Annotated in this window: 26 protein-coding genes (1 of these 26 running past the window's edge); 9 read left to right on the forward strand and 17 right to left on the reverse strand. The window is 61.8% G+C overall.

Features of this window, described 5'->3' with window-relative positions:
* Together ABIE40_RS17250 and ABIE40_RS17255 are read left to right on the forward strand one after the other, a co-directional pair.
* A protein-coding gene (locus tag ABIE40_RS17250; protein ID WP_199627789.1) for a M23 family metallopeptidase crosses the window boundary here: on the forward strand, nucleotides 1-1443 show its 3' portion. 495 nt of this gene lie to the left of the window's left edge; 1443 of the gene's 1938 nt are visible here — the last part of the coding sequence; its start codon lies beyond the left edge, outside the window; the stop codon is at nucleotides 1441-1443.
* A 222-nt stretch (nucleotides 1444-1665) separates the two neighbouring features.
* Nucleotides 1666-1797 carry a hypothetical protein gene (locus ABIE40_RS17255; RefSeq protein ID WP_354541045.1) on the forward strand — a complete coding sequence of 44 codons (132 nt, stop codon included), beginning with the start codon at nucleotides 1666-1668 and terminating at the stop codon, nucleotides 1795-1797.
* Nucleotides 1798-1891: 94 nt separating this feature from the next.
* Here ABIE40_RS17255 and clpB read toward each other — a convergent pair whose 3' ends face one another.
* Nucleotides 1892-4492, reverse strand: a complete 2601-nt coding sequence (gene clpB, locus ABIE40_RS17260; RefSeq protein ID WP_112720263.1) for an ATP-dependent chaperone ClpB — start codon at nucleotides 4490-4492, stop codon at nucleotides 1892-1894.
* A gap of 45 nt (nucleotides 4493-4537) precedes the next feature.
* On the opposite strand from clpB, the gene ABIE40_RS17265 reads away from it, so the two are divergent.
* The gene (locus ABIE40_RS17265; RefSeq protein ID WP_199627790.1) at nucleotides 4538-4732 is read left to right on the forward strand and encodes a hypothetical protein; all 195 of its coding nucleotides are present in this window, start codon (nucleotides 4538-4540) and stop codon (nucleotides 4730-4732) included.
* On the opposite strand, the gene ABIE40_RS17270 is transcribed toward ABIE40_RS17265, so the two are convergent.
* Nucleotides 4710-5615 carry a S1C family serine protease gene (locus ABIE40_RS17270; protein WP_130284166.1) on the reverse strand — a complete coding sequence of 302 codons (906 nt, stop codon included), beginning with the start codon at nucleotides 5613-5615 and terminating at the stop codon, nucleotides 4710-4712. The two genes, ABIE40_RS17265 and ABIE40_RS17270, sit on opposite strands and share 23 nt — an antisense overlap.
* A gap of 225 nt (nucleotides 5616-5840) precedes the next feature.
* On the opposite strand from ABIE40_RS17270, the gene ABIE40_RS17275 reads away from it, so the two are divergent.
* Both ABIE40_RS17275 and ABIE40_RS17280 read left to right on the forward strand, forming a co-directional pair.
* Complete coding sequence (locus ABIE40_RS17275; protein ID WP_199627791.1) at nucleotides 5841-6719, forward strand: MurR/RpiR family transcriptional regulator; 879 nt, start codon at nucleotides 5841-5843, stop codon at nucleotides 6717-6719.
* A 334-nt stretch (nucleotides 6720-7053) separates the two neighbouring features.
* On the forward strand, nucleotides 7054-9210 hold the full coding sequence (locus ABIE40_RS17280) for a TonB-dependent receptor family protein (RefSeq protein ID WP_199627792.1): 2157 nt from the start codon (nucleotides 7054-7056) through the stop codon (nucleotides 9208-9210).
* A gap of 71 nt (nucleotides 9211-9281) precedes the next feature.
* Here the strand turns inward: ABIE40_RS17280 and ABIE40_RS17285 are convergent, their stop codons facing one another.
* The 6 genes from ABIE40_RS17285 to ABIE40_RS17310 form a co-directional block, all read right to left on the reverse strand.
* Entirely contained in the window at nucleotides 9282-9980 is a 699-nt protein-coding gene (locus ABIE40_RS17285) for a DUF4167 domain-containing protein (protein WP_199627793.1), read from the reverse strand.
* A 343-nt stretch (nucleotides 9981-10323) separates the two neighbouring features.
* Nucleotides 10324-11196 (reverse strand): peptide chain release factor N(5)-glutamine methyltransferase, encoded by an 873-nt coding sequence (prmC, locus tag ABIE40_RS17290; RefSeq protein ID WP_199627794.1) that lies wholly within the window; start codon nucleotides 11194-11196, stop codon nucleotides 10324-10326.
* The gene (gene prfA, locus ABIE40_RS17295; RefSeq protein ID WP_199627795.1) at nucleotides 11193-12272 is read right to left on the reverse strand and encodes a peptide chain release factor 1; all 1080 of its coding nucleotides are present in this window, start codon (nucleotides 12270-12272) and stop codon (nucleotides 11193-11195) included. The genes prmC and prfA overlap by 4 nt, the downstream gene beginning before the upstream one ends.
* A 28-nt stretch (nucleotides 12273-12300) precedes the next feature.
* Nucleotides 12301-14568, reverse strand: coding sequence for a phosphoenolpyruvate--protein phosphotransferase (ptsP, locus tag ABIE40_RS17300; RefSeq protein ID WP_112720256.1), 2268 nt, complete (start codon nucleotides 14566-14568; stop codon nucleotides 12301-12303).
* A 91-nt stretch (nucleotides 14569-14659) separates the two neighbouring features.
* Complete coding sequence (locus tag ABIE40_RS17305) at nucleotides 14660-15934, reverse strand: aspartate kinase (RefSeq protein ID WP_112386085.1); 1275 nt, start codon at nucleotides 15932-15934, stop codon at nucleotides 14660-14662.
* Nucleotides 15935-16132: 198 nt separating this feature from the next.
* Nucleotides 16133-16303, reverse strand: coding sequence for a hypothetical protein (locus ABIE40_RS17310; RefSeq protein ID WP_199627796.1), 171 nt, complete (start codon nucleotides 16301-16303; stop codon nucleotides 16133-16135).
* A 111-nt stretch (nucleotides 16304-16414) separates the two neighbouring features.
* Here ABIE40_RS17310 and ABIE40_RS17315 point away from each other — a divergent pair, with 111 nt between their 5' ends.
* Entirely contained in the window at nucleotides 16415-17746 is a 1332-nt protein-coding gene (locus tag ABIE40_RS17315) for an APC family permease (protein WP_199627797.1), read from the forward strand.
* Nucleotides 17747-17780: 34 nt separating this feature from the next.
* Here ABIE40_RS17315 and ABIE40_RS17320 read toward each other — a convergent pair whose 3' ends face one another.
* On the reverse strand, nucleotides 17781-18563 hold the full coding sequence (locus ABIE40_RS17320; RefSeq protein ID WP_199627798.1) for a helix-turn-helix transcriptional regulator: 783 nt from the start codon (nucleotides 18561-18563) through the stop codon (nucleotides 17781-17783).
* Nucleotides 18564-18657: 94 nt separating this feature from the next.
* On the opposite strand from ABIE40_RS17320, the gene ABIE40_RS17325 reads away from it, so the two are divergent.
* Together ABIE40_RS17325 and ubiG are read left to right on the forward strand one after the other, a co-directional pair.
* Nucleotides 18658-20088 carry an amidase gene (locus ABIE40_RS17325; RefSeq protein WP_199627799.1) on the forward strand — a complete coding sequence of 477 codons (1431 nt, stop codon included), beginning with the start codon at nucleotides 18658-18660 and terminating at the stop codon, nucleotides 20086-20088.
* 53 nt (nucleotides 20089-20141) lie between these two features.
* Nucleotides 20142-20888, forward strand: coding sequence for a bifunctional 2-polyprenyl-6-hydroxyphenol methylase/3-demethylubiquinol 3-O-methyltransferase UbiG (gene ubiG, locus ABIE40_RS17330; protein WP_199627800.1), 747 nt, complete (start codon nucleotides 20142-20144; stop codon nucleotides 20886-20888).
* A 4-nt stretch (nucleotides 20889-20892) separates the two neighbouring features.
* Here ubiG and ABIE40_RS17335 read toward each other — a convergent pair whose 3' ends face one another.
* The 5 genes from ABIE40_RS17335 to ABIE40_RS17355 are packed head-to-tail and all read right to left on the reverse strand — an operon-like array spanning nucleotide 20893 to nucleotide 23834.
* A complete protein-coding gene (locus tag ABIE40_RS17335; protein ID WP_199627801.1) occupies nucleotides 20893-21471 on the reverse strand; it encodes a DUF3291 domain-containing protein in 579 nt (192 codons plus the stop codon).
* Between the two features lies 1 nt (nucleotide 21472).
* A complete protein-coding gene (locus ABIE40_RS17340; protein ID WP_130284187.1) occupies nucleotides 21473-21901 on the reverse strand; it encodes a DUF1178 family protein in 429 nt (142 codons plus the stop codon).
* The gene (locus tag ABIE40_RS17345; RefSeq protein ID WP_199627802.1) at nucleotides 21898-22755 is read right to left on the reverse strand and encodes a carbon-nitrogen hydrolase family protein; all 858 of its coding nucleotides are present in this window, start codon (nucleotides 22753-22755) and stop codon (nucleotides 21898-21900) included. Before ABIE40_RS17345 ends, ABIE40_RS17340 begins: the two co-directional genes overlap by 4 nt.
* A gap of 10 nt (nucleotides 22756-22765) precedes the next feature.
* Nucleotides 22766-23023 (reverse strand): glutaredoxin 3, encoded by a 258-nt coding sequence (gene grxC, locus ABIE40_RS17350; RefSeq protein WP_112720248.1) that lies wholly within the window; start codon nucleotides 23021-23023, stop codon nucleotides 22766-22768.
* A gap of 34 nt (nucleotides 23024-23057) precedes the next feature.
* A complete protein-coding gene (locus ABIE40_RS17355) occupies nucleotides 23058-23834 on the reverse strand; it encodes a ComF family protein (protein WP_199627803.1) in 777 nt (258 codons plus the stop codon).
* Between the two features lie 77 nt (nucleotides 23835-23911).
* Between ABIE40_RS17355 and ABIE40_RS17360 the strand changes: the two genes are divergently transcribed.
* Nucleotides 23912-24796, forward strand: a complete 885-nt coding sequence (locus ABIE40_RS17360; RefSeq protein WP_199627804.1) for a methyltransferase domain-containing protein — start codon at nucleotides 23912-23914, stop codon at nucleotides 24794-24796.
* 3 nt (nucleotides 24797-24799) lie between these two features.
* On the opposite strand, the gene ABIE40_RS17365 is transcribed toward ABIE40_RS17360, so the two are convergent.
* From ABIE40_RS17365 to mutT, 3 genes are all read right to left on the reverse strand, one after another.
* Nucleotides 24800-25009: a Flp family type IVb pilin gene (locus ABIE40_RS17365; RefSeq protein ID WP_354541046.1), complete on the reverse strand. Its 210-nt coding sequence runs from the start codon at nucleotides 25007-25009 to the stop codon at nucleotides 24800-24802.
* 11 nt (nucleotides 25010-25020) lie between these two features.
* On the reverse strand, nucleotides 25021-25341 hold the full coding sequence (locus tag ABIE40_RS17370) for a hypothetical protein (protein WP_112720246.1): 321 nt from the start codon (nucleotides 25339-25341) through the stop codon (nucleotides 25021-25023).
* A 124-nt stretch (nucleotides 25342-25465) separates the two neighbouring features.
* Nucleotides 25466-25879: an 8-oxo-dGTP diphosphatase MutT gene (gene mutT, locus ABIE40_RS17375; RefSeq protein ID WP_199628062.1), complete on the reverse strand. Its 414-nt coding sequence runs from the start codon at nucleotides 25877-25879 to the stop codon at nucleotides 25466-25468.

A 25879-nucleotide genomic window follows, 5' to 3' on the forward strand; every position in this document is an offset into this window, starting at 1 on the left:
TATGGCTCTGATGTCGAATCCGAAGTAGCGCTGAAATCCGTCCCCTTCCCGACCGGCAAGAGCGACCTGAAGGTCGCGCCCGGCATGTCGCTCGACGAGATCGAGGAAAACGTCCGCTCCAACGGCTCGGTCCTCACCGACGGCGCCTCGCAGGTCGCCGCCCTCTATTATGTCGATCCACAGCGCTTCTCCAACGAAGACAACGACGTCGATCTGACCGCCGGCCTTTCGGCCCGTGTCCTCGAACAGAACATGACGGTCTCGGCGCCGGAATCGATCACCCCGCAGACCGAAGAATTTGCCGACGACATCATTCCCGCCCGCCAGAACGTGCCGATCGCCAAGGCGCTGACCGATGCCGGCTATCCCGACCCGCAAGCGAAGATGCTTTCCGGTTATCTGTCGCAGCCGCTCGGCAGCGAGGATCTGTCGAAGGGCGACGTGCTGCGCATCGGCATCATCCAGAAGGGCGAACAGGCAAAGCTGATCCGTGCCAGCGTCTATCGCGGCACGCGGCATCTCGTGACGATCGCGCTCGATGACAAGGGCCGCTTCGTCGTTGCCAGCGAACCGCCGATGCTGGATGCCGTCGCCACCGCCTTTAGCGACGACTCCCTCTCTGTCCCCTCCGGACAGAACCTGCCGCGCGTCTATGACGGCATCTATCGCGCCGCGCTGTCCTACGGCATGACCAAGGACATGACGGCACTGATCATCAAGCTGCTGGCCGCCAATGTCGACTTCCAGGCGCAGCTGAAATCCACGGACTTCCTCGAAGCCTTCTTCTCTGTCGCCGACGCGACCGGCAAGGCCACCGACGATTCCGAACTGCTCTATGTCAACGCCCGCTTCGGCGACACGGCGATCCGTTTCTACCGCTTCCAGGCCGATGACGGCAGCGTCGATTACTTCGACCAGGACGGCAAGAGCATCCGCCAGTTCCTGCTGCGCAACCCGGTTCCGAACGGCATATTCAAATCCGGCTTCGGCATGCGCCGTCACCCGATCCTCGGCTTTGCCCGCATGCATACCGGCGTCGACTGGGCTGCCCCGCGCGGCACGCCGATCATCGCGACCGGCAACGGCGTCGTCGAGAAGGCTGGCTGGGATTCCGGCGGCTACGGCAACCAGACGATCGTGCGCCATGCCAATGGCTATGAATCCTCCTACAATCACCAGAGCGCCATCGCCAAGGGTGTCGTTCCCGGCGCCAAGGTCCGCCAGGGCCAGGTGATCGGCTGGGTCGGCACCACAGGTGAATCAACCGGTCCGCACCTGCATTACGAAATGATCGTCAACGGCACCAAGGTCGATCCGCTGCGCATCCGCCTGCCGGGCGGCAAATCGCTGGATGGCGACGCGCTCGCCAAATTCCAGGACGAGCGCAAGCGCATCGACACGCTGCTGAACAACCAGCCTGTCGATCAGGTTGCCAGCAAGTAGCCTTTACTACTCCAGGCGGCGGCAATGCTCCCTGATACGAGTAGAATTCATCTCTGGAAAATTTCGATTCAAGTAGAATCTATTTGAAGTAGAATATTCGAAAGAGATTCGGCATCGGTTTAGCTAAATGATTTGGCGGGCGACATGGAATCGAGCGATGCATTCGAAAAGTGGGCTTTGTGCAAGGCGCATGAAATCCTTTCGAAAGAAGGATTTCTTCTGATGGACGCGGCACAGGCCCTCGACAAGAAGAGAACCAAATCCAACGCATTTCTGCTGCGCAACGCCATTGCCCGCTCCCTGATGGAAGCGGCAAGCCTTCGCAGCCTTCCGGCAGCCGGCGAAACCGCTTGAACCTTCTGGAATCGTCATTGCCAGCGGGCAATGAAAAATGCCGCCCCGGCTTTGCAGCTGGACGGCATTAATCCATTCTGTCCTGATCCGGCGGTTATGCCGCTTCGCTGACATTCTGCCGGGTGCGGAACAGCAACCGGTCGGAGCCGTTCGTCACCTTGACCAGCGAACCATCCGGCACTTCGCCCGACAGGATCTGTTCGGCCAGCGGATCCTGAACGTATTTCTGGATCACCCGCTTCAGCGGACGTGCGCCGTAGACAGGATCATAGCCCTTGTTGGCCAACCAGTTGCGGGCATCCTCGTCGAGATCGATGACGATCTTGCGCTCGGACAGCAGTGCCACCAGCCGCTTCAGCTGGATATCAACGATCGCGCCCATTTCCTCCCGCTTCAGGCGGTGGAACAGGATGATTTCGTCGACACGGTTCAGGAACTCCGGACGGAAATGCGCCTTGACGACATCCATCACCTGTTCACGAACGTTTTCGCTGTCTTCGCCCTCGGAGAGCTGGGTCAGATAGTCAGCACCGAGATTCGACGTCATGATGATCATCGTGTTGCGGAAATCGACGGTGCGGCCCTGACCATCGGTCAGGCGTCCGTCGTCGAGAACCTGCAGCAAGATGTTGAAGACATCGGGATGCGCCTTCTCGATCTCATCGAACAGCACGACCTGATAGGGCCGGCGGCGGACGGCTTCCGTCAGCGCACCACCTTCATCATAGCCGACATAGCCGGGAGGCGCGCCGATCAGCCGAGCCACGGAGTGCTTCTCCATGTATTCGGACATGTCCATGCGAACCATCGCCGTCTCGTCGTCGAAGAGGAAGCGGGCGAGCGCCTTGGTCAGCTCCGTCTTGCCGACGCCGGTCGGGCCGAGGAAGATGAACGAGCCGATCGGCCGGTTCGGATCCTGCAAGCCGGCGCGGGCGCGGCGGACAGCGCGCGATACGGCCTGAACCGCATCACCCTGACCGATGACCGATTTCGCCAGCTCATCTTCCATCCTGAGCAGCTTGTCGCGTTCGCCTTCGAGCATCTTGTCGACGGGAATGCCGGTCCAGCGCGAGACGACATGGGCGATATTGTCGGGCGTGACGACCTCCTGCACCATCGCACCGCGATCGCCATCCTGCTTTTCGGCATCGGCAAGCTGCTTTTCGAGCTCGGGAATGACCCCATAGGTCAATTCGCCGGCGCGCTGGAATTCACCCTTGCGCTGGGCAATCGCCAGTTCGTTGCGGGCGTCGTCGAGCTGCTTCTTCAGGTCGGCGGCAAGGCCGAGCTTCTGCTTTTCAGCCTGCCAGCGCGCGGTCAGCGCATCGGCCTGCTCTTCCAGGTCGGTCACTTCGGTCTCGAGCCGCTTCAGCCGGTCTGCCGAGGCAACGTCGGTTTCCTTCTTCAGCGCTTCGCGCTCGATCTTCAGCTGCATGATGCGGCGATCGAGTTCGTCGAGTTCTTCCGGCTTGGAATCGACCTGCATGCGCAGGCGGGCTGCCGCCTCGTCCATCAGGTCGATGGCCTTGTCGGGCAGGAATCGGTCGGTGATGTAGCGGTTCGACAGGGTCGCAGCCGCAACCAGGGACGAATCCGAGATGCGGACCTTGTGATGCTGCTCGTATTTTTCCTTCAGACCACGCAGGATCGAGATCGTATCCTCGACCGTCGGCTCATCGACGACGACGGGCTGGAAGCGGCGGGCAAGAGCCGGATCCTTCTCGACATGCTTGCGGTATTCGTCGAGCGTGGTCGCGCCGACGCAGTGAAGCTCGCCACGGGCAAGCGCGGGTTTCAGGAGGTTCGACGCATCCATGGCGCCATCGGCCTTGCCGGCACCGACAAGCGTGTGCATCTCGTCGATGAACAGGATGATCTCGCCATTCTCGGACTGAACTTCGTTCAGCACCGCCTTCAGGCGCTCCTCGAATTCACCACGGAACTTCGCACCGGCAATCAGCGCGCCCATGTCGAGCGCCATCAGCTTCTTGTCCTTGAGGCTTTCGGGCACGTCGCCATTGACGATGCGCAGCGCCAAGCCTTCGACGATCGCCGTCTTGCCGACGCCGGGCTCACCGATCAGGACCGGATTGTTCTTGGTGCGGCGCGACAGGACCTGGATCGTGCGGCGAATTTCGTCGTCGCGGCCGATCACCGGGTCGAGCTTGCCCTCACGCGCCTCAGCCGTGAGATCGCGCGCGTATTTCTTCAGGGAGTCGAAGCCTTGCTCCGCGTTGGCGGAATCGGCCGTGCGGCCCTTGCGGATCTCGTTGATCACCTGGTTGAGGCTCTGGGCCGAAACGCCGGCATTTTTCAGCGTGATCGCCGTCGATGCCGAAGATTCGATCGCCAGTGCCTGCAGCAGGCGCTCGACGGTCACGAAGCTGTCGCCGGCCTTCTTGGCGGCTTCCTCGGCCGTCGAAAAGACCTTCGCAAGCGGTGCAGCGAGATAGATGTTGCCGTTGCCGCCGGAAATCTTGGGAAGCTTCGCAAGCGCGGCGTCATTGGCCAGCCTGGCGGCCTTGGCGTCGCCGCCGGCACGCTCGATCAGCGAGGCAGCCATGCCCTGATCGTCGTCAAGCAGCACTTTCAGCACATGCTCGGGCGTGAATTGCTGATGGCCTTGGGCCAGGGCGTAAGTCTGAGCGGACTGGACGAAACCGCGTACGCGCTCGGAATATTTCTCGATATTCATACTGTACCTCCATGGATCGCCCTGCCCTGCAAGAGGCACAGACCGATGATTGAGATTGAGCTCCCTGAAAAGGCAAGCCCGGCTTCACCGCTTTGGGATTTCGGCGAAGCAATCGAACCGAATATGGTGGGATATCGGGAGAGTTTAAAGGGGGATTGCTGCGAAAAGCGGCAGTTTGGCGCCGGCGCGGGCGCCGCCTTTGCAGCGCCCGTTTTGCCTATTGAAGCTGCGGCTTCTTGAGGAAGCTGTTGCGGTCTGCAGACTTGATGCGAAGCCATGCCTCGCGCCCGTCCCGCAGCACCCGCATCGGGATTTCGGCGCCGGCAGAGCCACTCTCCCAGACCTTGCGGTAGAAGTCCGCAAGCCCTTCGACCTCGCCGTCGCGGATCTCGGAAATCACGTCGCCCTGGCGCAGGCCGGCTTTTGCGGCCGGACCATCAGGCGCGACGCTCATGACGATCACCTCGCCGTTGCTTTCTGCCGAGAAGGCGCCCAGCCACGGCCGGGCGGGCTTGTTGATCTGGCCGCGATTGAGGAGATCGTCGAGGATCGGCCGCAACAGGTCGATCGGGACGATCATGTTGATATCGGCGACCTCGCCATCCTTGGCCATTTGCAGCCGCAGCGACCCGATGCCAAGCAGCTTGCCTTCGGCATCGACCATCGCCGCCCCGCCCCAAGAGGGGTGTGCGGGCACGGTGAAGATCGCTTCGTCGAGCAGATATTCCCAATAACCGGCGAATTCCTGCTTGGCGACGATATTGGCGCGGACGAACTGGCCGATGCCATCGGCAACGATAACGGGATCGCCGACCTGCGCATCAGCCGAGTTGCCGAGCGGAAGGGCTGGAACATCGAGCGCGCCGAGAGCCTGGACGAGGCCGAAACCGGTCTCCTGGTCATAGGCGAGCGCATGACCGGCAACCACATGGCCATCCTGCCGGGTGAGCCAGACTTCTTCGGCCTCGGTAATCAGGTAGCCGATGGTCAGCACAAGGCCGTTTTCGCGAATGACCACGCCGCTTCCTTCCCGGACGGTGCCGAGTGTTGAAGCGGTAAAAGCATCCTCCGGAATGGAGGAACGGACGGCCACGATCGACCGTAAAATCTGATCGGTATTCATCTCTTGACCCTGACGGTTCTGGAAAAGAGGCGCACGATACGCGTCTTGGGGAGCGGCGCATCATACTTGATATAACGTATGAATTGCCGTCTGCGAGTGCAAGCTCAGCACTATCAGTACGGCGAACCTCACCAGAGCATGCATGCGTAAGTTGGTGAATTTCCGTATCTATCAACGGCAAATTCGGCTATTCGCGCATTTGTGATCACATGCGGGTTGGAGAAGATGGAAACAAGCGACCGGGCCTCGTCGGTACTCAAGCAGCATTTCGACCAGCACAGGACCGAGCTCAGCCGCTCGGAGCTTGCGGTCGCCGAGTATCTCGTCGGCCTGCCGATCGATGTCCTGATCTTCAAGAGTGCCGAAGAGATCGCCGCCGACGCGGGAACCAGCGACGCAACCGTCATCCGTACCGCCCGTCGCCTCGGCTTCAGCGGCCTGCCGGAGCTGAAGCGTATCTGCAGCCGCACGATGGCGCGCACCATCCCGACCAGCGACCGGCTGGAGCAGCGCTTCCGCGGCACTGGCAGCGACCTGCCGAAAGTCGCGCATCAGATGTTTGCCACCGCCCGCGAGGTGTTGAGCTCGACCGAGGAGCAGCTCGACGAGGAAGCCTTCGCCGCCGCAGTTTCGCTGCTGGAAAGTGCCGACACCGTCTGGTGCCTCGGCATGGGAACGGCCGAGGTCGAGGCCAGGCACTGCTCGATCGCGCTCAGCCGGACGGGTCTGCGAACCCGCTGTTCCGGCGCTTCCGGTTTCACGCTCGCCAACGAGCTTCTCGATCTCCGCAAGGACGATGCCGTCATTCTCTTCAACGCCGTCCGCGAAACCGCGGAATTCTCGCTGGTCACGAGCCAGGTGGCCGAACTCGGTTGCAAGCTCGTCCTCGTCTGCGGCGTGCAGCTCGGCGAGCTCTATCGCAACAAGGTGGATGCGCTGCTCACCTGCGTCGGCTCGCCATCGAAACTGGCAAGCTGGAGCCTTGGCGCGATCGTTATCGGCGACCTGCTCGCCTATGGCGTAGCGGTGAAGAACCAGCCCCGCGCAGTCGCCACGAAACGACGCCTTGCCGGCCTGCGGAGCAAGGCCCTCAGCCCGAAATGATCGGCCTCAAGCGGCCATCAAAATAAACATGACTATTTGAGTTATATTTATTGAAACGCTCACTACAATATTGTAGTGAGCCCAACACCGGTGTCCGGCTATGGATTTCCGGCGTTGGGGATAGACCGCATGACGCATCTCTTGGATGATCGAGGAGACCGCTCCGGCCGGACGGCTTTTGCCGTCATGCCGCGACCTCCCAACTCGAGTTGATCCCCGCGCCGCAGCCGGCGCTTCCATCACCAAAACCTGATGCCGCCAGACAACGGAAGAAGCCGCACTTCTTTTCCGGATGATGGCTCATTGCCTGATCTTACCTACCCGCAGGACCCCCATGCTTAACAGACGATATCTCGCAGCCACCTTCGCGCTGCTCGCTTCCGCGACCTCGACGCTTGCTCAGGATGCCGCAAATTCCGGCGATACCACCACGCTCGAAGCCATCAAGATCACCGGAAACTGGCTGGACGAGCCGAACGAGGAGAAGGTTCTGAAACACCCCGGCGCCAGAACCATCGTCGATCGCAAGCAGATGGAAGAGCGCGGCGCCACTGACGTGCGCGATGCCCTGAACCTCGTCCCCGGCGTCCAGGTTCAGGAGAGCAATGGCACAGGCGGCAGCGATGTGTCGCTCAATCTCGGCGTTCGCGGCCTCACCTCCCGCCTCTCCCCGCGCTCGACCGTGTTGATGGACGGCATCCCGCTTTCCTACGCGCCTTATGGCCAGCCGCAGCTGTCGCTCTTCCCGTTGACGCTTGGCAATGTCGAGACGATCGATGTCGTGCGCGGCGCGGGCTCGGTGCGCTACGGCCCGCAGAATGTCGGCGGCATCATCAATTTCGTGACCCATCCCATCCCGGACGAATTCACCGCGCGCTTTTCTTCGGGCGCCGACATCGCGAGCGGCACCGGCAACGTCAAGGCAACGCCCAACTTCCTGATCGGCGGCACCAACGACGACGGCTTCGGCGCCGCAATCCTCTATTCCGGCATCCACGGCGAGGGCTACCGCGAAAACAACGACCGCACCGATATCGACGACATCATCCTGAAGGGCAGCTACGAGCTGACCGATACCGACAAGATCAGCGCCCAGTACCACCACTACGAAGGCGAAGGCAAAATGCCGGGCGGCCTGACGGCGGCCGAATATGCCGAGGATCCGTTCCAATCGACCCGCCGCTACGACGATTTCAGCGGCCGCCGCGACGACATCTCGCTGCGCTACCAGCATGACGACGGCGAAAACAATCTCGAACTGCTGACCTACTATGTCGACTCGTTCCGCGGCAGCCATGTCGAGCAGCAGGGCACCGGCGCCAGCGCCGGCCTCTATCGCCTGACTTCGGCGCCGCGCGAATACAGCTATTTCGGCATCGAGCCCCGCTATTCCCGCCTTATCGAGCTCGGCGGCATCACCCAGGAAGTTACGATCGGCTATCGCTATCTCTGGGAGGAGAGCTCCGAAGTCGCTGCGAGAACCGCTTTCTACAATCGCGCGGCCGGCATCGATCCCAATTCGCTGGCGATGAACACCTATCAGACCAGCGACGGCGGGACGACGGCGCATGCCTTCTACATCGACGACAAGATCGAGATCGGCGATTGGACGATCACGCCCGGCGTCCGCTACGAAATCATAAGCACCCATAACGATATCGCCAACCTGACCGGCGGCGTTGTCACGAGCACCTCCTCGCCGTCGATCGATGCCCATGAGGCCCTGCCGACCCTGTCCGCAGCCTATCAGATCAATGATTCCTGGAGCGTCTTCGCCAATGTCGGCGTCTCATTCGGCCCGCAGCAATACAGCCAGCTGGCTTCAACGACCGATGGCCTGCACCCGGAGAAGGCAACCACTTACGAAATCGGCACGCATTACGAGGGCGACAATTGGAGCGGCGAACTCACGCTCTTCAACATCGATTTCGACAAGGAACTCTATCTCGGCCGCACCATCGTCGGCGAAGGCATCTGGACCGATCTCGGCGCCACCCGCCATCGCGGTGTTGAAGCCGCCGGCCGCTATGACCTGAGCGATCTGTCGCCCGCACTCGACGGCCTGTCGCTGTCGGCGACCTACACCTATACCGAGGCAACCTACGAGGCCGGTGCCTTCGAAGGCCGCGATCTGCCCTTCTATTCCCGGCATTTCGGCTCGGTCGGAGCCCGTTATCAGTATAACGACTGGGCGATCAATGCCGATATCTTCGCGCAATCGAAGCAGCATTCGCCGGGCAACGCCGCCGATGGCGCAACCTACGTGACCGACGAGGATCCGACAGGTCGCCTCGGCGACATCCCGGGCTATGCCACGGTCAACTTGCGCGTCGCCTACGAACCGCAGGACAAGAAGAACGCCCCGAAGTTCGCCTTCGGCGTCAAGAACCTGTTCGACAAGGAATATTTCACCCGCTCGACCGACAACAACGGCGGCAAGTTCGTCGGCCAGCCGCGAACCTTCTTCGTCAACGCGTCCATCGCCTTCTGAGACCAGGCAATCCCGCAAAACAAAAAGGCCGCCCAAAAGGCGGCCTTTCGCATATCTGTGTTCGGCTAAGCTTACTCGGAAGCAGCGTCTGCCAGAACCGGAGCCTCGGAAGCGGCTTCGCCTTCGCCCTCACCGGCTGCGCGACGCGGACGGCGCGGGCGGCTGCCGGCATTGCGGCGGCGCGGCTGGCGCGTCTGGCCACCTTCTTCTTCCATCGAAACTTCGGCCGGAATGCCGTCGATCTCCGGCTGAGGGCCGGTGCCGTCGATGGCTTCTTCGGAAGCGGCGGGAGCTTCTGCTTCGACGCGCTGCTCACGCTCGGCGCGCTGTTCGCGAGGCTGACGCTGCTGCTGTTCGCGCGGCGGCTGAACCACGACAACGTCATCGTTGTCGCCATTGTCCATATCCTCGCCATCGCGCTCGGCGCCCTGGTCTTGATAGTCGCCGCGATCGTCACGCTGGAAGCGTTCCTGCATCTGCGCCTGAGCGCTTGCGATAATGCGGTTATAGTGCTCCGCGTGCTGCAGATAATTCTCGGCAATGACGCGATCGCCGGAGCTCTGAGCATCACGGGCAAGCTGGGCGTACTTTTCGGCAATATGCTGTGCGGTACCGCGGATCTTAACGTCAGGACCAGAGCTGTCGTAGGTCCGAGTCAGCGGGTTGCCGCCCTTGCGGTTGAAATTGTTGTTATTGTTATTTCCGCCGCCGCCGCCATTGTTGTTATTGCCACGCCCTCGACCGCGCTTGTTCTGCTGTCCTGGCCTCATAGATCGTTCACCTGAATTCTCTGTTCGTGTGGAGTTAAGGCACCGATCGCCAAGGCCGGGAAAAACCGGCTCAGGGCCTTCGTGCCGCAAGCATGATGCGCCTTCGCGCCGACCTGCCGCTTGTTCCTCAAGTCATATTGACTGATTCACGCATTGGGTCGTGTTCAACCTTTGAAACTCTCGTTTAAAAGAGTGGACCCCCGAGGCCGACCAAGTACCGAACGAATCTTCGTTCATTCCTGAGTGCCCAACGCGTGAGCGCAACCTATCTTGCTTCCCTGGGAAATCCAAGCCTTTTCTTCGCAATAGCAATATCGTCCTGTCCAATGCTGCAATTTGTCGCTCAAACATTGAGTGCGAACACGAGCACCCGGTCATTCTGGCCGTAGTCCTTTACGGACTCCAGACGTTTGAAGCCTTCTTTCTCGAAGACATCCGAGACGTCATCACATTGATCGAAGCCGATCTCCAGTCCGATAATGCCATTCTGCCGCAAGAACCTTGCCGCATCCTTGGCGATCGCCCTGTAGGCGTCAAGTCCATCCGGGCCGCCATCCAAAGCTGCCGCGGGATCAAATTTCTTCACTTCGGGAGCGAGATCGTGAATGACCTTGGAGGCAATATAGGGCGGATTTGAGACGATCGCGTGAAAGCGTCCATCGATATTGTCAAACCAGCTGGATTGTATTGCCCGGAACCGCTCCTCAAACCCGTTCCGCTTCGCATTGGCCGCAGCCGTTTGAAGCGCGTCGGCCGATATGTCGCTACCGGTCCCTTTGGCTTGTGGAAGCTCACTCAGCAGCGCCAGACATATGGCGCCCGTTCCCGTTCCGATATCCAGGATATGGAGATCACCGCCCTCACTTGCAAGGGTCCTTAAATACGGAAGCATCGTATCGACGAGAATTTCCGTATCCGGCCGCGGCTCCAGCGTTTCGGCGGAAAGCGACAGCGGCAGACCGTAGAATTCACGCTCGCCAAGAATGCGATGAACCGGCTCGTGCTGCAGGCGGCGTTCGATCGCCGCCTCGATCACGCCGATCTTCTCGGCATCGGGAACATCATTGGCCCGCGTCAGCATCTCCGTCGACGACAGGCCGAGTAGACCCGAGATCAGCAGGCGGGCATCGGTGGCCGGATCGGCAATCCCGGCTTCCGTGAAGCGGCTGCGGGCGCCGGAAAGGATCGCCGAGACCGTTCGCCCGCTTGCGGTCATTGCTGTTCGCCGAGGCTGGCGAGCTGGCTTGCCTGATAGTCGGCCAGCAGCGCATCGACCACTTCGTCGATTTCGCCGACCATCATCCGGTCGAGCTTATAGAGCGTCAGGTTGATACGGTGATCGGTGACGCGGCCCTGCGGGAAATTATAGGTGCGTATGCGCTCCGAGCGGTCGCCGGACCCGACCTGGCTCTTGCGGTCGGCCGACCGCTCGCTGTCGGCCCGCTGGCGCTCTGCATCGTAAAGTCGCGAACGCAGCACTTGCATCGCCTTCGCGCGGTTCTGGTGCTGCGATTTTTCGGAGCTGGTGACGACGATGCCGGTCGGCAGGTGCGTGATGCGCACCGCGGAGTCGGTCGTGTTGACGTGCTGGCCGCCGGCACCCGACGAGCGCATCGTATCGATGCGGATATCTTCCGGCCGGATCTCGATATCGATCTCTTCGGCTTCCGGCAGAACGGCAACCGTTGCCGCAGACGTATGAATGCGCCCGCCCGCTTCCGTCTCCGGTACGCGCTGCACGCGGTGTACACCGGACTCGAACTTCAGCTTGGCGAACACGCCGCGGCCGGTGATCGTCGCGATGATTTCCTTGAAACCGCCAGCTTCGCCGTCGCTCGATGAGAGAACCTCAACCTTCCAGTTATTCGCGGCCGCAAAGCGCTCGTACATCCGGAACAGATCGCCGGCAAAAAGCGCTGCTTCGGATCCACCCGTTCCGGCGCGGATTTCCAGGATGGCGCTCTTCTCGTCCGCCGCATCCTTCGGCAAGAGCAGGATCTGGATTTCCTGCTCCAGCCCCTCGATGCGCTCCTTGACGTCGGGATATTCAAGCTCGGCGAGATCGCGCATCTCGCGATCGACGGACTTGTCTTCCAGCATCGCTTCCAGATCGGCAAACTCGGCCACGGCCTTCTGATAGGCGCGGATCTTGCCGACCACGGGCTGCAGTTCGGAATATTCGGAGGCGAGCTTCACATAGACGTCGGCGGCGGGACCGGCGGACATGCGCGCTTCGATCTCGCCGAAGCGGCGTTCCAGCTCGCGCATTTTTTCAAGGGGAAGCTTCGCCACCCTTCACTCCAATTCTTCTTATCGTTGTCTAAAGGGGAATATTGTGGCTGCTGGCGAAGCGGACAAGAATGTCGCGCATCGATTCCGTACCATGCGTATCGTCGAGCGCCTCGTCCATGACCTTGGCGAGCGCCGTCACGTCGAGCCCGAGCAGCATCGCCTTCACCGGACCGATAGAGGCCGGCGACATCGATACCGAGCGGAACCCGATCCCCATCAAAGCCATTGCCGAGATCGGCTTGCCGGCGAGCTCGCCGCAGAGCGTCACGGTCGTATTGTTGCGCTCACCGGCGCGCGTGATATCGCGCAGGATGCGCAGGAACGGACGGCCCAGCGTATCGAAACGGTCGGACACCCGCGCATTGCCGCGGTCGACAGCCATCGCGAACTGGAAAAGATCGTTGGAACCGACCGAAACGAAATCGGCCGCTTCCATCAACTCGTCCAGCTGCCAGAGCAGCGCCGGAACCTCGAGCATGGCGCCGAACTGCAGCTTGCGCGGCAGGCCGTGGCCGAAGCGCGAGAGGTGCTGCACTTCCTTCTGCAGGAGCTCGCGAACCGCCTTCAGTTCCGAGACCTCGGTCACCATCGGCACCATGATCTTCAGCTCGGTACCGGCAGCGGCCTTCAGCATGGCACGCAACTGCGTTCGCAACAGGCCCGGCCGGTCGAGCGACAGGCGGATCGCCCGCCATCCGAGCGCCGGATTTTCTTCCTCGTGCCCGCGGAAATAGGGAACGACCTTGTCGCCGCCGATATCGAGCGTGCGGAAGGTCACGGGGCGTCCCGCCGCCTGCTTCAGCACGTTGCGGTAAAAGGCTTCCTGTTCCTCGGCCTTCGGCATGGTCGAGGCGATCATGAACTGCAGCTCGGTGCGGAATAGACCAATGCCCTCAGCGCCGGATTCGGCGAGCTGCGGCAGGTCGACCAGCAGGCCGGCATTCATCTGCAGCGCAATGCGCTTGCCATCCTTGGTGAGCGGCTCGACGGCGCGCAGCGCGCGGAACTGCTCCTGGCGGCGGGCGCGGAAGCGGACTTTCTCCTCGTAGGAGCGCTGCAAATCCTGCATCGGCCGCAGATGGACATGCGCCTCGTCGCCATCGACGATCGCCGCATCACCATTTTCGGCAAGCGCCACGACACCGGCAACCTGACCAATAACCGGAATGCCCATGGCACGCGCGACGATGACGACGTGGCTGGTGACCGCGCCTTCCTCAAGCACGAGACCGCGAACATTAGCACGCGGATAGTCGAGCAGCTCGGCAGCGCCCATGGCGCGCGCAAAGATGATCGCATCGTTCGGGAAGCCATCAGCGGTGGTGCGGCCGGTATAGCCTGTCAGCTGCCGCAGCAGGCGGTTTGCCAGGTCTTCGAAATCATGCATCCGCTCGCGCAGATACGGGTCGGTGAGGCGCATCATTCGCGCCTTGGTGTCCGACTGCACCTTCTCGACCGCGGCTTCCGCCGTCAGGCCGTTGCGGATCGCCTCTTCCAGCTTGCGCACCCAGCCCTGGTCGTGGGCGAACATGCGGTAGGTCTCGAGAACCTCGCGATGCTCGCCTTCCATCGACACGTCACGGCGCGACAGCATGTCGTCGATCGACAGCCGCAGCGAACCCATGGCTTCGGCGAGGCGGCGGATTTCCTTTTCGGAATCCTCGTTCAGCAGGTTGGTAACGACGATGCGGGGCTCGTGCAGCACGACGTAGCCGAGGCCGATGCCTTCATTATAGGTGTCGCCGTCGATGGTGACGGAACGCGTCAGATCGAGTTCCAGGCCGGGCTTGGTGATCTTCTTGAGTTCGCCGGTGGCGATCATCTCGGCGAGCACCATCGCCGTCGTCTCGAGCGCTTCGAGCTCTTCGTCGCGATAGTTGCGGCTCGCCTTGTTCTGGACGACGAGAACGCCGAGCGAACGGCCCGTGCGCAGGATCGGCACGCCGAGGAAGGAGTGATAGATCTCTTCGCCGGTTTCCGGCAGATAGCGGAAGGCCGGATGCGATTGCGCATCGGAAAGATTGAGCGGCTGCGCGGAAGCGGCAATCGTACCGACGAGACCCTGTCCCATCTTCAATTGCGAAAGGTGGACGGCTTCCTTGTTCAGACCTTCGGTTGCGTAAAGCTCAAGAACGCCGTCGGCACGCAGCACGTAGACCGAGCAGACCTCCGCCACCATATTGCTGGCAATCTGGCGTACGATCCGGTCGAGTCGCTCCTGCGGCTCCAGCGGCTCCGCCATCAACTCGCGCAACCGCTTGAGCAGTACGCGCGGACCGCCGGACAGGTCTCTCATTGCGTCTCAAGCTCCCCGAAACAAATGCCTAATGCGGCCAGCAAACCGGCCGCATCTCTTCATGTCGAAGGGGCGGCCCGCCCGCTGGGAATCAATTCTTATCGAGACCGTAGCAGGAATGCAAAGTTCTGACAGCGAGTTCCGCATACGGGCCGTCGATCAGGATCGAAATCTTGATTTCCGACGTGGTGATCGCCTTGATGTTGATACCCTTTTCCGCGAGCGCGCGGAAGGCCGTAGCTGCAACGCCAGCGTGCGAACGCATACCGATGCCGATAACCGATACTTTCACCAGGCCCGATTCGTGCTGCACGACATCGTAGCCGATCGCCGGCTTGTTGTCGGACAGGACCTTGATCGCCTTGTCGACATCGCCCGACGGAACCGTGAACGTCATGTCGGTCTTCGATCCGTCTTCAGAGATGTTCTGGACGATCATGTCGACATTGATGTGGTTCTCGGCCAGCGGTCCGAAGATCGCGGCGGAAACACCCGGCCGGTCGGCAAGACGGCGAAGCGAGATCTGAGCCTCATCCTTGGCATAGGCGATGCCGGTGACTACTTCCTGTTCCACGATTTCATCCTCGTCACAAATCAGCGTTCCGGGTGGATTCAAGAAGTCACCCATGCCCGGAGCATCGGGATCTTCGAAAGAGGAGCGCACGAAGGTACGAACCTTGTGCACCATCGCAAGTTCCACCGAGCGAACCTGCAGAACCTTGGCACCGAGCGATGCCATTTCGAGCATTTCTTCGAAGGCGATCTTCTTCAGACGGCGCGCCTGCGGCACGATGCGCGGGTCGGTCGTGTAGACGCCGTCGACATCGGTATAGATGTCGCAGCGATCAGCCTTCAGCGCCGCGGCAACGGCAACGGCCGACGTATCGGAACCACCGCGGCCGAGCGTCGCGATGCGATTGTCCGGGCCGATGCCCTGGAAGCCAGCGATGACGGCAACCTGGCCTTCGCCCATGCGCTTGACGATATCGGCACCGTCGATTTCCTGGATGCGGGCGGCGCCATGGGCGTTGTCCGTGCGGATGGCGATCTGCCAGCCCTGCCAGGAGCGGGCATTGATATCCATCGCCTGCAGCGCGATCGCCAGCAGACCGGCCGTGACCTGTTCGCCCGAGGCAACGACGGCATCATATTCACGCGCATCGTAAAACGGGGAGTTGGCGCCGACGACCTTCGGCATGTTCTGCACCCAGCCGACGAGCTCGTTGGTCTTGCCCGACATCGCCGAAACCACGACCGCGACTTCGTGGCCCGCGTCCACTTCGCGTTTCACATGGCGGGCAACGTTCTTGATGCGGTCCAGATCGGCGACGGAAGTTCCGCCGAATTTCATAACGATGCGTGCCATAAGCCTCTACCACAGCCAGCGCCGGGGGCCGCGAGCGGATTTCTCCGGCCGATCATGCGCCATTGACAAACCACCGGGAGAGACGATTGCCAGACCCGGCATCAGGAGCCGGTCGGACCATAGGCCGGAGCGCTCGAATTGGGAGTTCTGGAACGCTTCTAAAGCCTTGGCGCCCAAGGGCTCAAGTTGCGGCGTCTCTTAGCGGCTTTGCATGGGGGTGGCAAGGTCGCCAATTGGCGTTTGACGGTACGGTTTAGCAAAGTTTTCCGCGATCGGCAGCAGAGGCTTTTCCGGGCGGCTGTTGACGTCTCCGGCAGCCGCTCCCCATAACACCTTGGGGTTATGTTCGATCTCCGCCCGCTCGTTCATCTTTTCTTCATAAATAAAAAATGCGGGCGGTGACCTGCGCGGAACAGCTAAACGAATTGCCCTGCGCAGCTCCCGGGAAGATCAATCAACAACTCTTCGCGGAGGCGGAACATGAATGACACAGTAAAACTCGACCGCACATTGGGCCTCTGGTCCGTTGTGCTTTTTGGTCTCGCCTATATGACGCCGATGATCGTCTTCGGCACGTTCGGCGCACTTGCCGCCGCAAGCCAGGGCACGACGGCCATGGCCTATCTCGTGGCGGCTGCCGCGATCCTGCTCACCGCCATCAGCTACGGCGTCATGGCCCGCGTCTATCCGGTCGCCGGTTCCGCCTACACCTATGCCCGCCGCTCGCTGAGCCCGAGCATCGGCTTCCTCGTCGGCTGGGCAGTCCTGCTCGACTATTTCTTCCTGCCGATGGTCATCTGGCTGATCGGCGCGGCCTACCTGACCTCCGCCTTCCCGGCCATCCCGGCCTATGTCTGGATCATCGGCTTCATCCTGCTGACCACGCTGGTCAACGTCGTCGGCATCGCCTTCGCAAACCGCGTCAATTTCATCCTGATGCTGGTGCAGCTCGCCGTCCTGATCGCCTTCGTCTTCCTCGCGGCCCGCTATGTCATGGCTGCCAGCGGCCCGGGCGGCCTCGTCTCGGCAACGCCATTCTTCAAGGCTGATGTGCCCTTCTCGGCATCGATCGCCGGTGCGGCAATCGCCGCCTACTCGTTCCTCGGCTTCGACGCCGTCTCGACGCTGACCGAGGAAACCAAGGATGCCAAGCGCACCATGCCCCGCGCCATCCTGATCACCGCGCTTGCCGGCGGCCTGATCTTCGTCGTCGCTGCTTACGTCACCCAGCTTGCCCATCCCGGCATGGACTTCGTCTCGGTCGATGCCGCTGCCAGCGAAATCGCCAAGACGATCGGCGGCGACCTCTTCGTCACCATCTTCCTCGCAACGCTCGTCGTCGCGCAGTTCACCTCGGGTCTCGCCGCCCAGGCGAGCGTCGGCCGCCTGCTCTTCGCCATGGGCCGTGACAGCGTTCTGCCATCGTCGATCTTCGGCAGCCTGCATCCGAAGTGGCATACGCCTGTGATCAACCTCGTGCTCGTCGGTATCGTCGGCCTGCTGGCGCTGACCATGGACGTGACGACCTCGACCTCCTTCATCAACTTCGGCGCATTCCTCGCCTTCACCGCGGTCAACATCTCGGTCATCGCGCTCTATGTGAAAGGCGACCAGCAGGTGAAGCCGCTCGGCGCGCTGATCGGTCTCGTCATCCCGGCGCTCGCCGCGGTCTGCGATCTCTTCCTGCTCTGGAATCTCGACGAGCATGCCAAGGTTCTCGGCCTCATCTGGCTGGTCATCGGTATCGGCTATCTCGCCTATCTGACCCGCTTCTTCCAGTCCGCACCTCCCGAAATGGACTTCGCAGAATAAGCTTCGAAAAGCGGCCCGGCCGGAAACGGCCGGGCTATGCCAGGAACAGGCGGAAGAGCTCGGCCTGGCTGGAAATGTTGAGTTTCGAGTAGATCTGCCGGCGATGCACCTTCACGGTGTTGGGCGAAAGCTCGAGAACGGCGGCAAGCGAGAGGTTGGAATGTCCCTTGAGGATCAGCGTCACGATCTCGAGTTCACGCTTGGTCAGCAGCGGATGTTCGATCCGTGCCGCTGGAGCGGCATTCTTGATCTCCAGCGACAGGCCGGACACATGGAACCAATGACGGCTTCCAAGCGCGCAGACGAGCAATGCGGCCGAACGCAGCCGTTGCAGGTCCTCTTCGGAAAACAGCGCCGCATTGCCGGTGCGCGACAGGGACAGCACGGCGATATAGCCGGTCTCGAGCGCCAGAACGAAACCGATCTCGTCGATGATCTCGGTCGTCGCGTAGTGCAGGCGGTAATATTCGGTCTGCGCAAAATCGTCGGGCGCGATCTCGCGCATCACGATCATCCGCGCGCCGCCATCGGCACGGATCGCGTCATAGAAGGGATCGAGCACGAAGGCGCCCGCCAGATACCGGTCGACGATCAGCGACCGCTCGGCAACGATCTTCTCGTTATAGAGATCGAAGGCATGGCCATCGGGCGAATAAATGAAGCCGTTCATCATCTGGAACGGCGCCAGCAGCCTGAGCGCTGCGGCAAGCGCATCCGGAAAGGCCCGCGAGCCGATGGCGTTCGCAGCCTGCGCGAGAGCAGCATTCCAGACGTCGAAGGACGGCATCTGGGAAGTTGGTCTCGAAACGGAATTCATGAATTGTCCTGGCAATGAAAAGCCGTAGACGGCTTCCGGCACAGCAAGCACTCTTTCAAAGCGAAATGCAATGACCCCGATGGAACACGCAGACATGACCAAGAACGCGGCCGAACAATCCGCCTCCCACCCGCTCGACCTCCCGGCGACGGAGATCGCACGCGGCATTCGCGAAGGGCGTTTCTCGTCGGAATCAGTCGTTACCGAATCCATCCGCCGCGCCAGGGCCGTCAATGCGACCCTCAACCCCTTCACGGTGATCCGCGAGGAACAGGCGCTGGAAACCGCCCGGGCCGCGGACCGTGCCGCAGCGCGCGGCGAAGCGACCGCCCCCCTTCACGGCGTCCCCTTCGCTGCCAAGGACATGACCCCCACCAAGGGAGACCTGACGACCCTCGGCTCCTGGACCCAGGGGAACCGGATCCCCGACGAGACCGCCCTCGTCGTCCGCCGTCTCCAGGATGCCGGCGGCATCCTGATGGGCAAGACGACGACCCCGGAATTCGCCTATGCCAGCTTCACCCACAGCCCGCGCTGGGGCATCACCCGCAACCCCTGGAACCCGGAACGCACCTCCGGTGGCTCTTCCGGCGGCTCTGCCGTTGCAGTCGCAACCGGCGTCGTGCCCTTCGCCGAGGGTACGGATATGGGCGGCTCGGTCCGCATACCCGCGGCCTTGAGCGGCACGGTCGGCCTCAAGGCCAGCATCGGCCGCATCCCGATGACCATCCTGCCGAGCGTCTTCGACAACATCTCGCATTTCGGCCCGCTCGCCCGCACCGTCGGCGATGCCGTCTCCTTCATGGAAGCGACCTGCGGACCGAGCGACGAGGACATCTCGTCGCTGCCGGTCGGCTTCGTCTCGCACGTTGCGCGCAACGGCAGCCTCGCAGGCAAGCGCTTCGCCCTGTCGGTCGATCTGGGCTATTATCAGGTTCAACCCGAAGTCGAACGGCTTGTCCGCCAGGCGGCCGAAGAGCTGCGCCGCGCCGGGGCAACGGTTGATGAAGTGCCTATGCAATGGACACGCGCCGTCAATGACGAATGGTTCGACCTCTGGTGCGTCTTCATGTCCGGCTTCTTCGGTGAGACGATCGAGACCTATCGCGACAAGATGGATCCGGCCGTCGTCTCGATGATCGATCGCGGGCTGGCGATGAACGCCACCGCCTACAAGCGCGTCGAGCTGCTGCGCACCCGCATGTGGCGCGACATGGCCGCCCTCTTTGAAAATTACGACGCACTGCTCTGCCCGACCTGCGCCGTTACCGCCCCGCTGGTCACCGAATGCGATGACGATTATGTCGCGACCGGCCCGGATGGTCGCTTCGTCGGTCTCGACATGACCTGTCCCTTCAACATGCTGCCGCAGCTTCCCGCCCTGTCGCTTCCCGTCGGCCTCGCATCGAACGGCCTGCCCGTCGGCCTGCAGATCGTCGGCCGCCGCTTTGCGGATGAAAACGTGCTGTCGATGGCTGCGGCCCTGGAGGCGCGGCTCTCTGTCCCGCGGCTTCCCGCCCCTTGACTTATGCCGCCGATCGTCCGACTTCACTCATGACTGACGCAAGGAGCAGACCAATGAGCGAAGCCGCAAAGAGCACGATCGACCAGAGCGAAGTGGACCGCTTCTCGGCGATGGCGGCTGAGTGGTGGAGCCCGACCGGCAAGTTCAAGCCGCTGCACAAGTTCAACCCGGTGCGGCTGACCTATATCCGCGACAAGGCAGCCGAGAATTTCGGGCTCGACCCGAAAAGCCCGAAGCCGCTGGAAGGCCTGCGCGTCCTCGACATCGGCTGCGGCGGCGGCCTGCTGTCCGAGCCGGTTGCGCGGATGGGCGCCACCGTCGTCGGCGCCGACCCCTCCGAAAAGAATATCGGCATCGCCTCCACCCATGCGAAGGCGTCGGGCGTTTCCGTCGATTACCGTCCTGTCACGGCCGAACAGCTCGCCGAAGCCGGCGAGACCTTCGATATCGTCCTGAACATGGAAGTCGTTGAGCACGTCGCCGACGTCGAATTCTTCATGTCGACCTGCTCCAGGATGGTCCGCCCCGGCGGCATGATGTTCGTCGCCACCATCAACCGCACGATGAAGGCCGCCGCGCTCGCGATCTTCGCGGCCGAAAACATCCTGCGCTGGCTGCCGCGCGGCACGCATCAATATGAAAAGCTGGTTCGTCCCGAAGAACTGGAAGCGCCGATGACCGCCTCTGGCCTCGAAGTCATCGACCGCACCGGCGTCTTCTTCAATCCTCTGGCCAACCAATGGAATCTGTCGAAGGACATGGACGTGAATTACATGCTGCTAGCAAAGCGCCCGGCCTGAGCAATCAGACCTTCAATTTACTCACGAGTTCCAAGAGATCCTGCTGGCGCGTGGCGTTTTGGGCAGCAACCTCCTTCACCCGTTCGCGGTCGATGGTGATTTCCTCGCCGTCAGGACCATAAGGCTGCTTGAAGTTGAACGCATGCGCGCTCGGTCCGTGATCGTCGAGATATTCAAGCCGCGAGGCGCCCTCCTGCCAGTCTGGCCGATGGGTGGCCGAGACCCACCACAAAACCAGCGGCGGCCAGCTCTGCCGGGCATTCCAGGCCCGGGCATTCTTCAACGCGTCGGCATGCACGCCGTTATAGCTGAAGGCCATCAAGGACTCGATATCGGCCCAGAGCGACAATGAGGACGGCGCGGTGGTGAAGCCGCTGCCTTCGATATATCTCGGAAAAACCTGAACGCCCCAGCTTCGCGTACCGGGTACGCCCGGATAACCCGAACGCCCCAGGAAGCCCTGCGCTCGCGTCGCTGCTTCGAAATTTGCGGGTTCGCGCAGCATGAAGCCGCGAACCGCCTCACTATCAGCCGGCGCCACATGAAGCCCGAAATTGTAAAAGGCGAGGCGCGCGGACTGCATGTCAGTTCACATCGTCAGGTAGGACGGGCAGGGCAGCGATCTCGATGCCCTCCTCGATCAGCTCCTGGGCCTCGTTGGCCGTTGCCTGGCCGATAATGCCGCGCGCATCGGCTTCGCCGTAGTGGATCTTACGCGCCTCCTCAGGAAATCGCGTCCCGACATCCTCGGAATTCGCCTTCACCTGAGCAACGGCATCCTTGAGCTTCTGAAACGCTTCACGGCGCATCGCGTCCATGGCGACGGTCTTGATCTCGTCCTTCTTGCGTGCGGTGGAGACGGACGGCGCCATGAGCACCTTCGAGATCGAGCCCGAATGGCAGACGGGGCAGGTCAGGAAACCGGACGCTACCTGCCTGTCGAAATCGGCGCTCTCGGAAAACCAGCCTTCGAACTCGTGGGCATTCTCGCAACTGAGGGAATAGCGGATCAAGCGGCAACGCCTCCCTTCACCGCCCCCGGTATCTTCTCGATCGAGAATTCCCGGCCGTTCTTCAGGTTCGGGATCTTGTCATGCGCAGCTTTCACGGCAGCCGGATCGATCTCCGCCAGAATAACGGCCTCGCCGGTGCCCCCGGCAGATGTCAGAACCCGGCCCCAGGGATCGATGATCATCGAATGACCGAAGGTCTCGCGCCCGTCCTCATGCACGCCGGCCTGCGCGGCAGCGATGACGAAGACGCCGTTCTCGATGGCGCGGGCCCTCAGCAGGATTTCCCAATGCGCTTCGCCGGTCTGCTTCGTGAAAGCGGCAGGAACCGTCATCACTTCGGCACCGGCAACCGCCTGCGCCCGGAAAAGCGCCGGGAAACGGACGTCGTAGCAGATGGTGAAACCCATCTCCGCAAATGGCAGCGACACGACACGGGCTTCCGAGCCCGGCCGGTAGGCAGTGCTTTCACGCCAGCTCTCGCCGTTGTCTAGGTCCACATCGAACATGTGGATCTTGTCGTAGCGGTTGAGCACCTTGCCATCGGGGCCGAACAGAAAGCCGCGATTGGCCATCTTGCCATCGTCGAGCGCGATCGCCGTCGAGCCGACATGCATATGGATGCCGAGCTCGGCCGCAAGCTCCGAAGCGGTCCGCACGATGATATCGTCGGCTTCACCGCGCAACACCGCTTTGGCAGCCGCGCGGTCACGCTGCAGCATCCCGGTCATTTCGGGCGTCTGGACATAGGTCGCGCCCTGAGCGGCGGCCTCGCGGACAAGCCGCGCCATCGACACGGCATTGCGCGCCGGATCGACGCCCGAGCACATCTGAACGGCTGCTGCCTTGAAGACCATGGTGCTACCCTCAGGCCGCCAGCATCGGATCGAGCTTGCCGGCGCGATCAAGCGCGAAGAGATCGTCGCAACCGCCGACATGCTCACTGCCGATGAAAATCTGCGGGAAGGTCGTGCGGCCGTTCGACTTGCCGATCATCTCCTGGCGCAGATCGGGCGAAAACGTCGCATCATGCTCGACGTAATCGACACCCTTCTCTTCGAGCAGGGACTTGGCGCGGGCGCAATAGCCGCAGAACTGCCGTGTATAGATCGTGACGGGTACCATATTCCGGTCTCCAGACGGGCCTGTTTTCTCCTTGTCATATAGGTTCTTGCAGAGCCCTTGCAAAGGTCAAAACAGTGATGTCGGAGGCGCCTGCCTTGCGCAAGACGCGCGTTGCCGCAGCCACTGTCGCGCCGGTCGTGTAGACATCATCGACAAGCACGATCCGTTTGCCGAAAACATCGTTTTCCCGCCCACGCGCGATCGCGAAGGCTCCGCGAACATTCTCCTCACGCGCCCTCGCCCCTAACCCCACCTGCTGTTCCGTTCGCTTGACGCGCAGCAAAGTGGCGGGAAGCAACGGCTTGCCCGAGACGCGGCCCAGATGCCGCGCAAGCTCCGCCGCCTGGTTGAACTTACGCGACACCATCCGCGACCGGTGTAGCGGGACGGGAATGATCGCATCGCAGGCTTCGACGGCACCATCGCTCGCCCGCAGCATCCAGCCCGCCATCATCTGCGCAAGATCGACGCGGTCGCGATATTTCAGCCCGTGGACCAGATTGCGGACGGCCTCATCGTGAATGACGGCGGAGCGCAGACGATCGAAGGGTGGCGGGTCGGCAATCGCCTGCGCACTCAGGATACCGCCTCCGAGATCGTGAGAGAATGGCGACCCCAGCACCTCGCAGTATGGCCTCTCGATAAAGCGCACACCCGCCCAGCATTCGGCGCAGAGCCCGCGGTGCCCGGATGTCATGATGCCGCAGGCAGTGCAGGCCGGCGGATAGACGAGATCGGCAAGCGCATGGAAGGGCCGCGCAAGATGCGCCCAGCCGAACCGTGCTGCTTTGCCGAAATCGCTTGCCCCCATCGCGCGAGAGTAGCCGCTTCCGGCCAAAAGGAAAATCCGTCTTGCCGCCTGCCGGTGACGGGACTATGCACTTCGCCATGGATATCATTTTCGATAGAGCCGCGATCACTGCCCACCGTCACCGGGCGCTGAAGTACGGCGACCGCAACGCCGCTTTCCTTCTCGACATCGCCGCAACCGAACTTGCCGAACGGCTCTCTGTCGTGGAGCGGCAGTTCGATCGCGCCGTCGAGCTGCATGGCGCGACCGGCACCGCTGCCAAGGCAGCGCTGGCTCTCGGCAAGATCGGTCAATTAGACCGCGTCGAAGCAGAGGCAGCTTACGGCGCCGAGGGAGAGGTCGCCTTCGTCGCCCCCCTCGAAGACGTCCCGCTCGAGCCGCAATCGGCTAATCTCATCATCGCGCCGCTCAGCCTGCACCTGACCAACGACACGCCCGGCGTCTTCATCCAGATCCGCCGCGCTTTGAAGCCCGATGGCCTTTTCCTTGCGGCTATCCCCGGCGCGGGCACGCTACAGGAACTCCGTGACGTGATGCTAGCCACCGAAGCCGAAATGATCGGCGGCGCAAGCCCGCGCGTCATTCCCTTTGCCGATGTCCGTGATGTCGGTAGCCTGCTGCAGCGCGCTGGCTTCTCGCTGCCGGTCATCGATGCCGAGAGCTATACTGTCCGTTACGACTCGATCTTTCCGCTGATGAAGGACCTGCGCGCCATGGGAATGGCGAACCCGCTCGCCGCCCGCAGCCGCAAGCCGCTCTCACGCGCCTTCTTCCTGCGTGCCGCCGAAATCTATGCCGAACGCTATTCCGATCCTGATGGCCGGATCCGCGCGACATTCTCGATTATCTATGTCTCGGGATGGGCTCCGCACGAGAGTCAGCAGAAGCCTTTGCAGCCGGGATCGGCCAAGGCGCGTCTCGCCGATGCTCTCCGCGTCGAAGAACACAAGCTGAAGCAGTAATCGCTATTGGTGCGATGAAACCGAGTTGCTGACAGTCAGGAAAGTGTTCGAAAGACCGTTTCCGAAAGCACCCGCGCCGGCGATCAGACCGACCGAAATGAGCGCGGCCAGAAGACCATACTCAATAGCAGTTGCGCCGCGGATGTCGGCGATCAAGGCTTTCAGAGAACGCATCATCCCAACCCTTCCCGCAGAAAGCGGCGCATCAGCCATTTGATCTTCCATCAGCAGCCGGCCCCCGAGCCGTATCCCTGAACGACGCAAACCGAGCCCGGAGTTTCCTGGAGCACGCTGCGGCGGATCGTGTAACGCTTGCCGTTCTCGGTCTTGGGGATCGAGCCGGTGGTGATGTTGTCGAAGTCGGAGGGAACGCTTGCGAAAACGCTCGACTTCGACTTGTCGGCCAGCATCGGGGTGAGGATGAGGGTGAGCGCCACGGCGGCGGTGCCGAAGAGCAAGGCAAGATTAAGCGCGCCCGTCCTGCGTGAAGCATTCGAGCCCTGCTGTTTTTCTCTAACCGCTTTCCAGAAATCGTCGTCGACCATGCGTCAAGCCTTCATACACACACGCCAGTTGCTTGATTGAGGCCGATCTTTGGCAGAAGGTGTTAAACGATCGATTAATATCCACAGACAAAAACCGTCTGTGAAAGCAAATAGTGAGAAATCCCTAAAGTAGATCCTGCAACATCGGGATCAGCGGCTCATCGGCCGGCGGCATGGGATAATCACGCAATTGCATGGGCTTGACCCATTTCAGCGCCTGCCCTTCCCGGCTTTGCGGGATGCCTTCATAGCGGCGGCAGACATAAAGCGGCATCAGCAGATGAAATGTGTCGTAGCTGTGGCTGGCAAATGTCAGCGGCGCAAGGCAGGCGACCTTCGTCCTGATGCCGAGCTCCTCTTCAAGCTCCCGCACCAGGCACTCTTCCGGCGTCTCGCCCGGCTCGACCTTGCCACCCGGAAATTCCCAAAGACCGGCAAGCGATTTTCCTTCCGGCCGCTGCGCCAGAAGAATGCGCCCGTCGGAATCGATCAGCGCGCAGGCAGCAACCAGGAGAATTTTCTTGCCGGCGTCGCTCAT

Source organism: Rhizobium sp. OAE497, assembly GCF_040546565.1.
Lineage (GTDB): Bacteria > Pseudomonadota > Alphaproteobacteria > Rhizobiales > Rhizobiaceae > Rhizobium.

Excerpts from the sequence above, each read along its gene's own strand:
- ABIE40_RS17370 (WP_112720246.1), bottom strand. The coding sequence starts at position 25,341 with ATGGTCGACGACGATTTCTGGAAAGCGGTTAGAGAAAAACAGCAGGGC.
- ABIE40_RS17320 (WP_199627798.1), bottom strand. The coding sequence starts at position 18,563 with ATGAATTCCGTTTCGAGACCAACTTCCCAGATGCCGTCCTTCGACGTC.
- ABIE40_RS17270 (WP_130284166.1), bottom strand. The coding sequence starts at position 5,615 with ATGAATACCGATCAGATTTTACGGTCGATCGTGGCCGTCCGTTCCTCC.
- clpB (WP_112720263.1), bottom strand. The coding sequence starts at position 4,492 with ATGAATATCGAGAAATATTCCGAGCGCGTACGCGGTTTCGTCCAGTCC.
- ABIE40_RS17285 (WP_199627793.1), bottom strand. The coding sequence starts at position 9,980 with ATGAGGCCAGGACAGCAGAACAAGCGCGGTCGAGGGCGTGGCAATAAC.
- ABIE40_RS17355 (WP_199627803.1), bottom strand. The coding sequence starts at position 23,834 with ATGGGGGCAAGCGATTTCGGCAAAGCAGCACGGTTCGGCTGGGCGCAT.
- ABIE40_RS17275 (WP_199627791.1), top strand. The coding sequence starts at position 5,841 with ATGGAAACAAGCGACCGGGCCTCGTCGGTACTCAAGCAGCATTTCGAC.
- ABIE40_RS17280 (WP_199627792.1), top strand. The coding sequence starts at position 7,054 with ATGCTTAACAGACGATATCTCGCAGCCACCTTCGCGCTGCTCGCTTCC.
- ABIE40_RS17345 (WP_199627802.1), bottom strand. The coding sequence starts at position 22,755 with ATGGTCTTCAAGGCAGCAGCCGTTCAGATGTGCTCGGGCGTCGATCCG.
- ABIE40_RS17335 (WP_199627801.1), bottom strand. The coding sequence starts at position 21,471 with ATGCAGTCCGCGCGCCTCGCCTTTTACAATTTCGGGCTTCATGTGGCG.
- ABIE40_RS17360 (WP_199627804.1), top strand. The coding sequence starts at position 23,912 with ATGGATATCATTTTCGATAGAGCCGCGATCACTGCCCACCGTCACCGG.
- ABIE40_RS17325 (WP_199627799.1), top strand. The coding sequence starts at position 18,658 with ATGACCAAGAACGCGGCCGAACAATCCGCCTCCCACCCGCTCGACCTC.
- prmC (WP_199627794.1), bottom strand. The coding sequence starts at position 11,196 with ATGACCGCAAGCGGGCGAACGGTCTCGGCGATCCTTTCCGGCGCCCGC.
- ubiG (WP_199627800.1), top strand. The coding sequence starts at position 20,142 with ATGAGCGAAGCCGCAAAGAGCACGATCGACCAGAGCGAAGTGGACCGC.
- ABIE40_RS17310 (WP_199627796.1), bottom strand. The coding sequence starts at position 16,303 with ATGAACGAGCGGGCGGAGATCGAACATAACCCCAAGGTGTTATGGGGA.
- ABIE40_RS17305 (WP_112386085.1), bottom strand. The coding sequence starts at position 15,934 with ATGGCACGCATCGTTATGAAATTCGGCGGAACTTCCGTCGCCGATCTG.
- grxC (WP_112720248.1), bottom strand. The coding sequence starts at position 23,023 with ATGGTACCCGTCACGATCTATACACGGCAGTTCTGCGGCTATTGCGCC.
- ABIE40_RS17265 (WP_199627790.1), top strand. The coding sequence starts at position 4,538 with ATGATTGAGATTGAGCTCCCTGAAAAGGCAAGCCCGGCTTCACCGCTT.
- ABIE40_RS17365 (WP_354541046.1), bottom strand. The coding sequence starts at position 25,009 with ATGGCTGATGCGCCGCTTTCTGCGGGAAGGGTTGGGATGATGCGTTCT.
- ptsP (WP_112720256.1), bottom strand. The coding sequence starts at position 14,568 with ATGAGAGACCTGTCCGGCGGTCCGCGCGTACTGCTCAAGCGGTTGCGC.
- ABIE40_RS17315 (WP_199627797.1), top strand. The coding sequence starts at position 16,415 with ATGAATGACACAGTAAAACTCGACCGCACATTGGGCCTCTGGTCCGTT.
- ABIE40_RS17255 (WP_354541045.1), top strand. The coding sequence starts at position 1,666 with ATGGACGCGGCACAGGCCCTCGACAAGAAGAGAACCAAATCCAACGCA.
- mutT (WP_199628062.1), bottom strand. The coding sequence starts at position 25,879 with ATGAGCGACGCCGGCAAGAAAATTCTCCTGGTTGCTGCCTGCGCGCTG.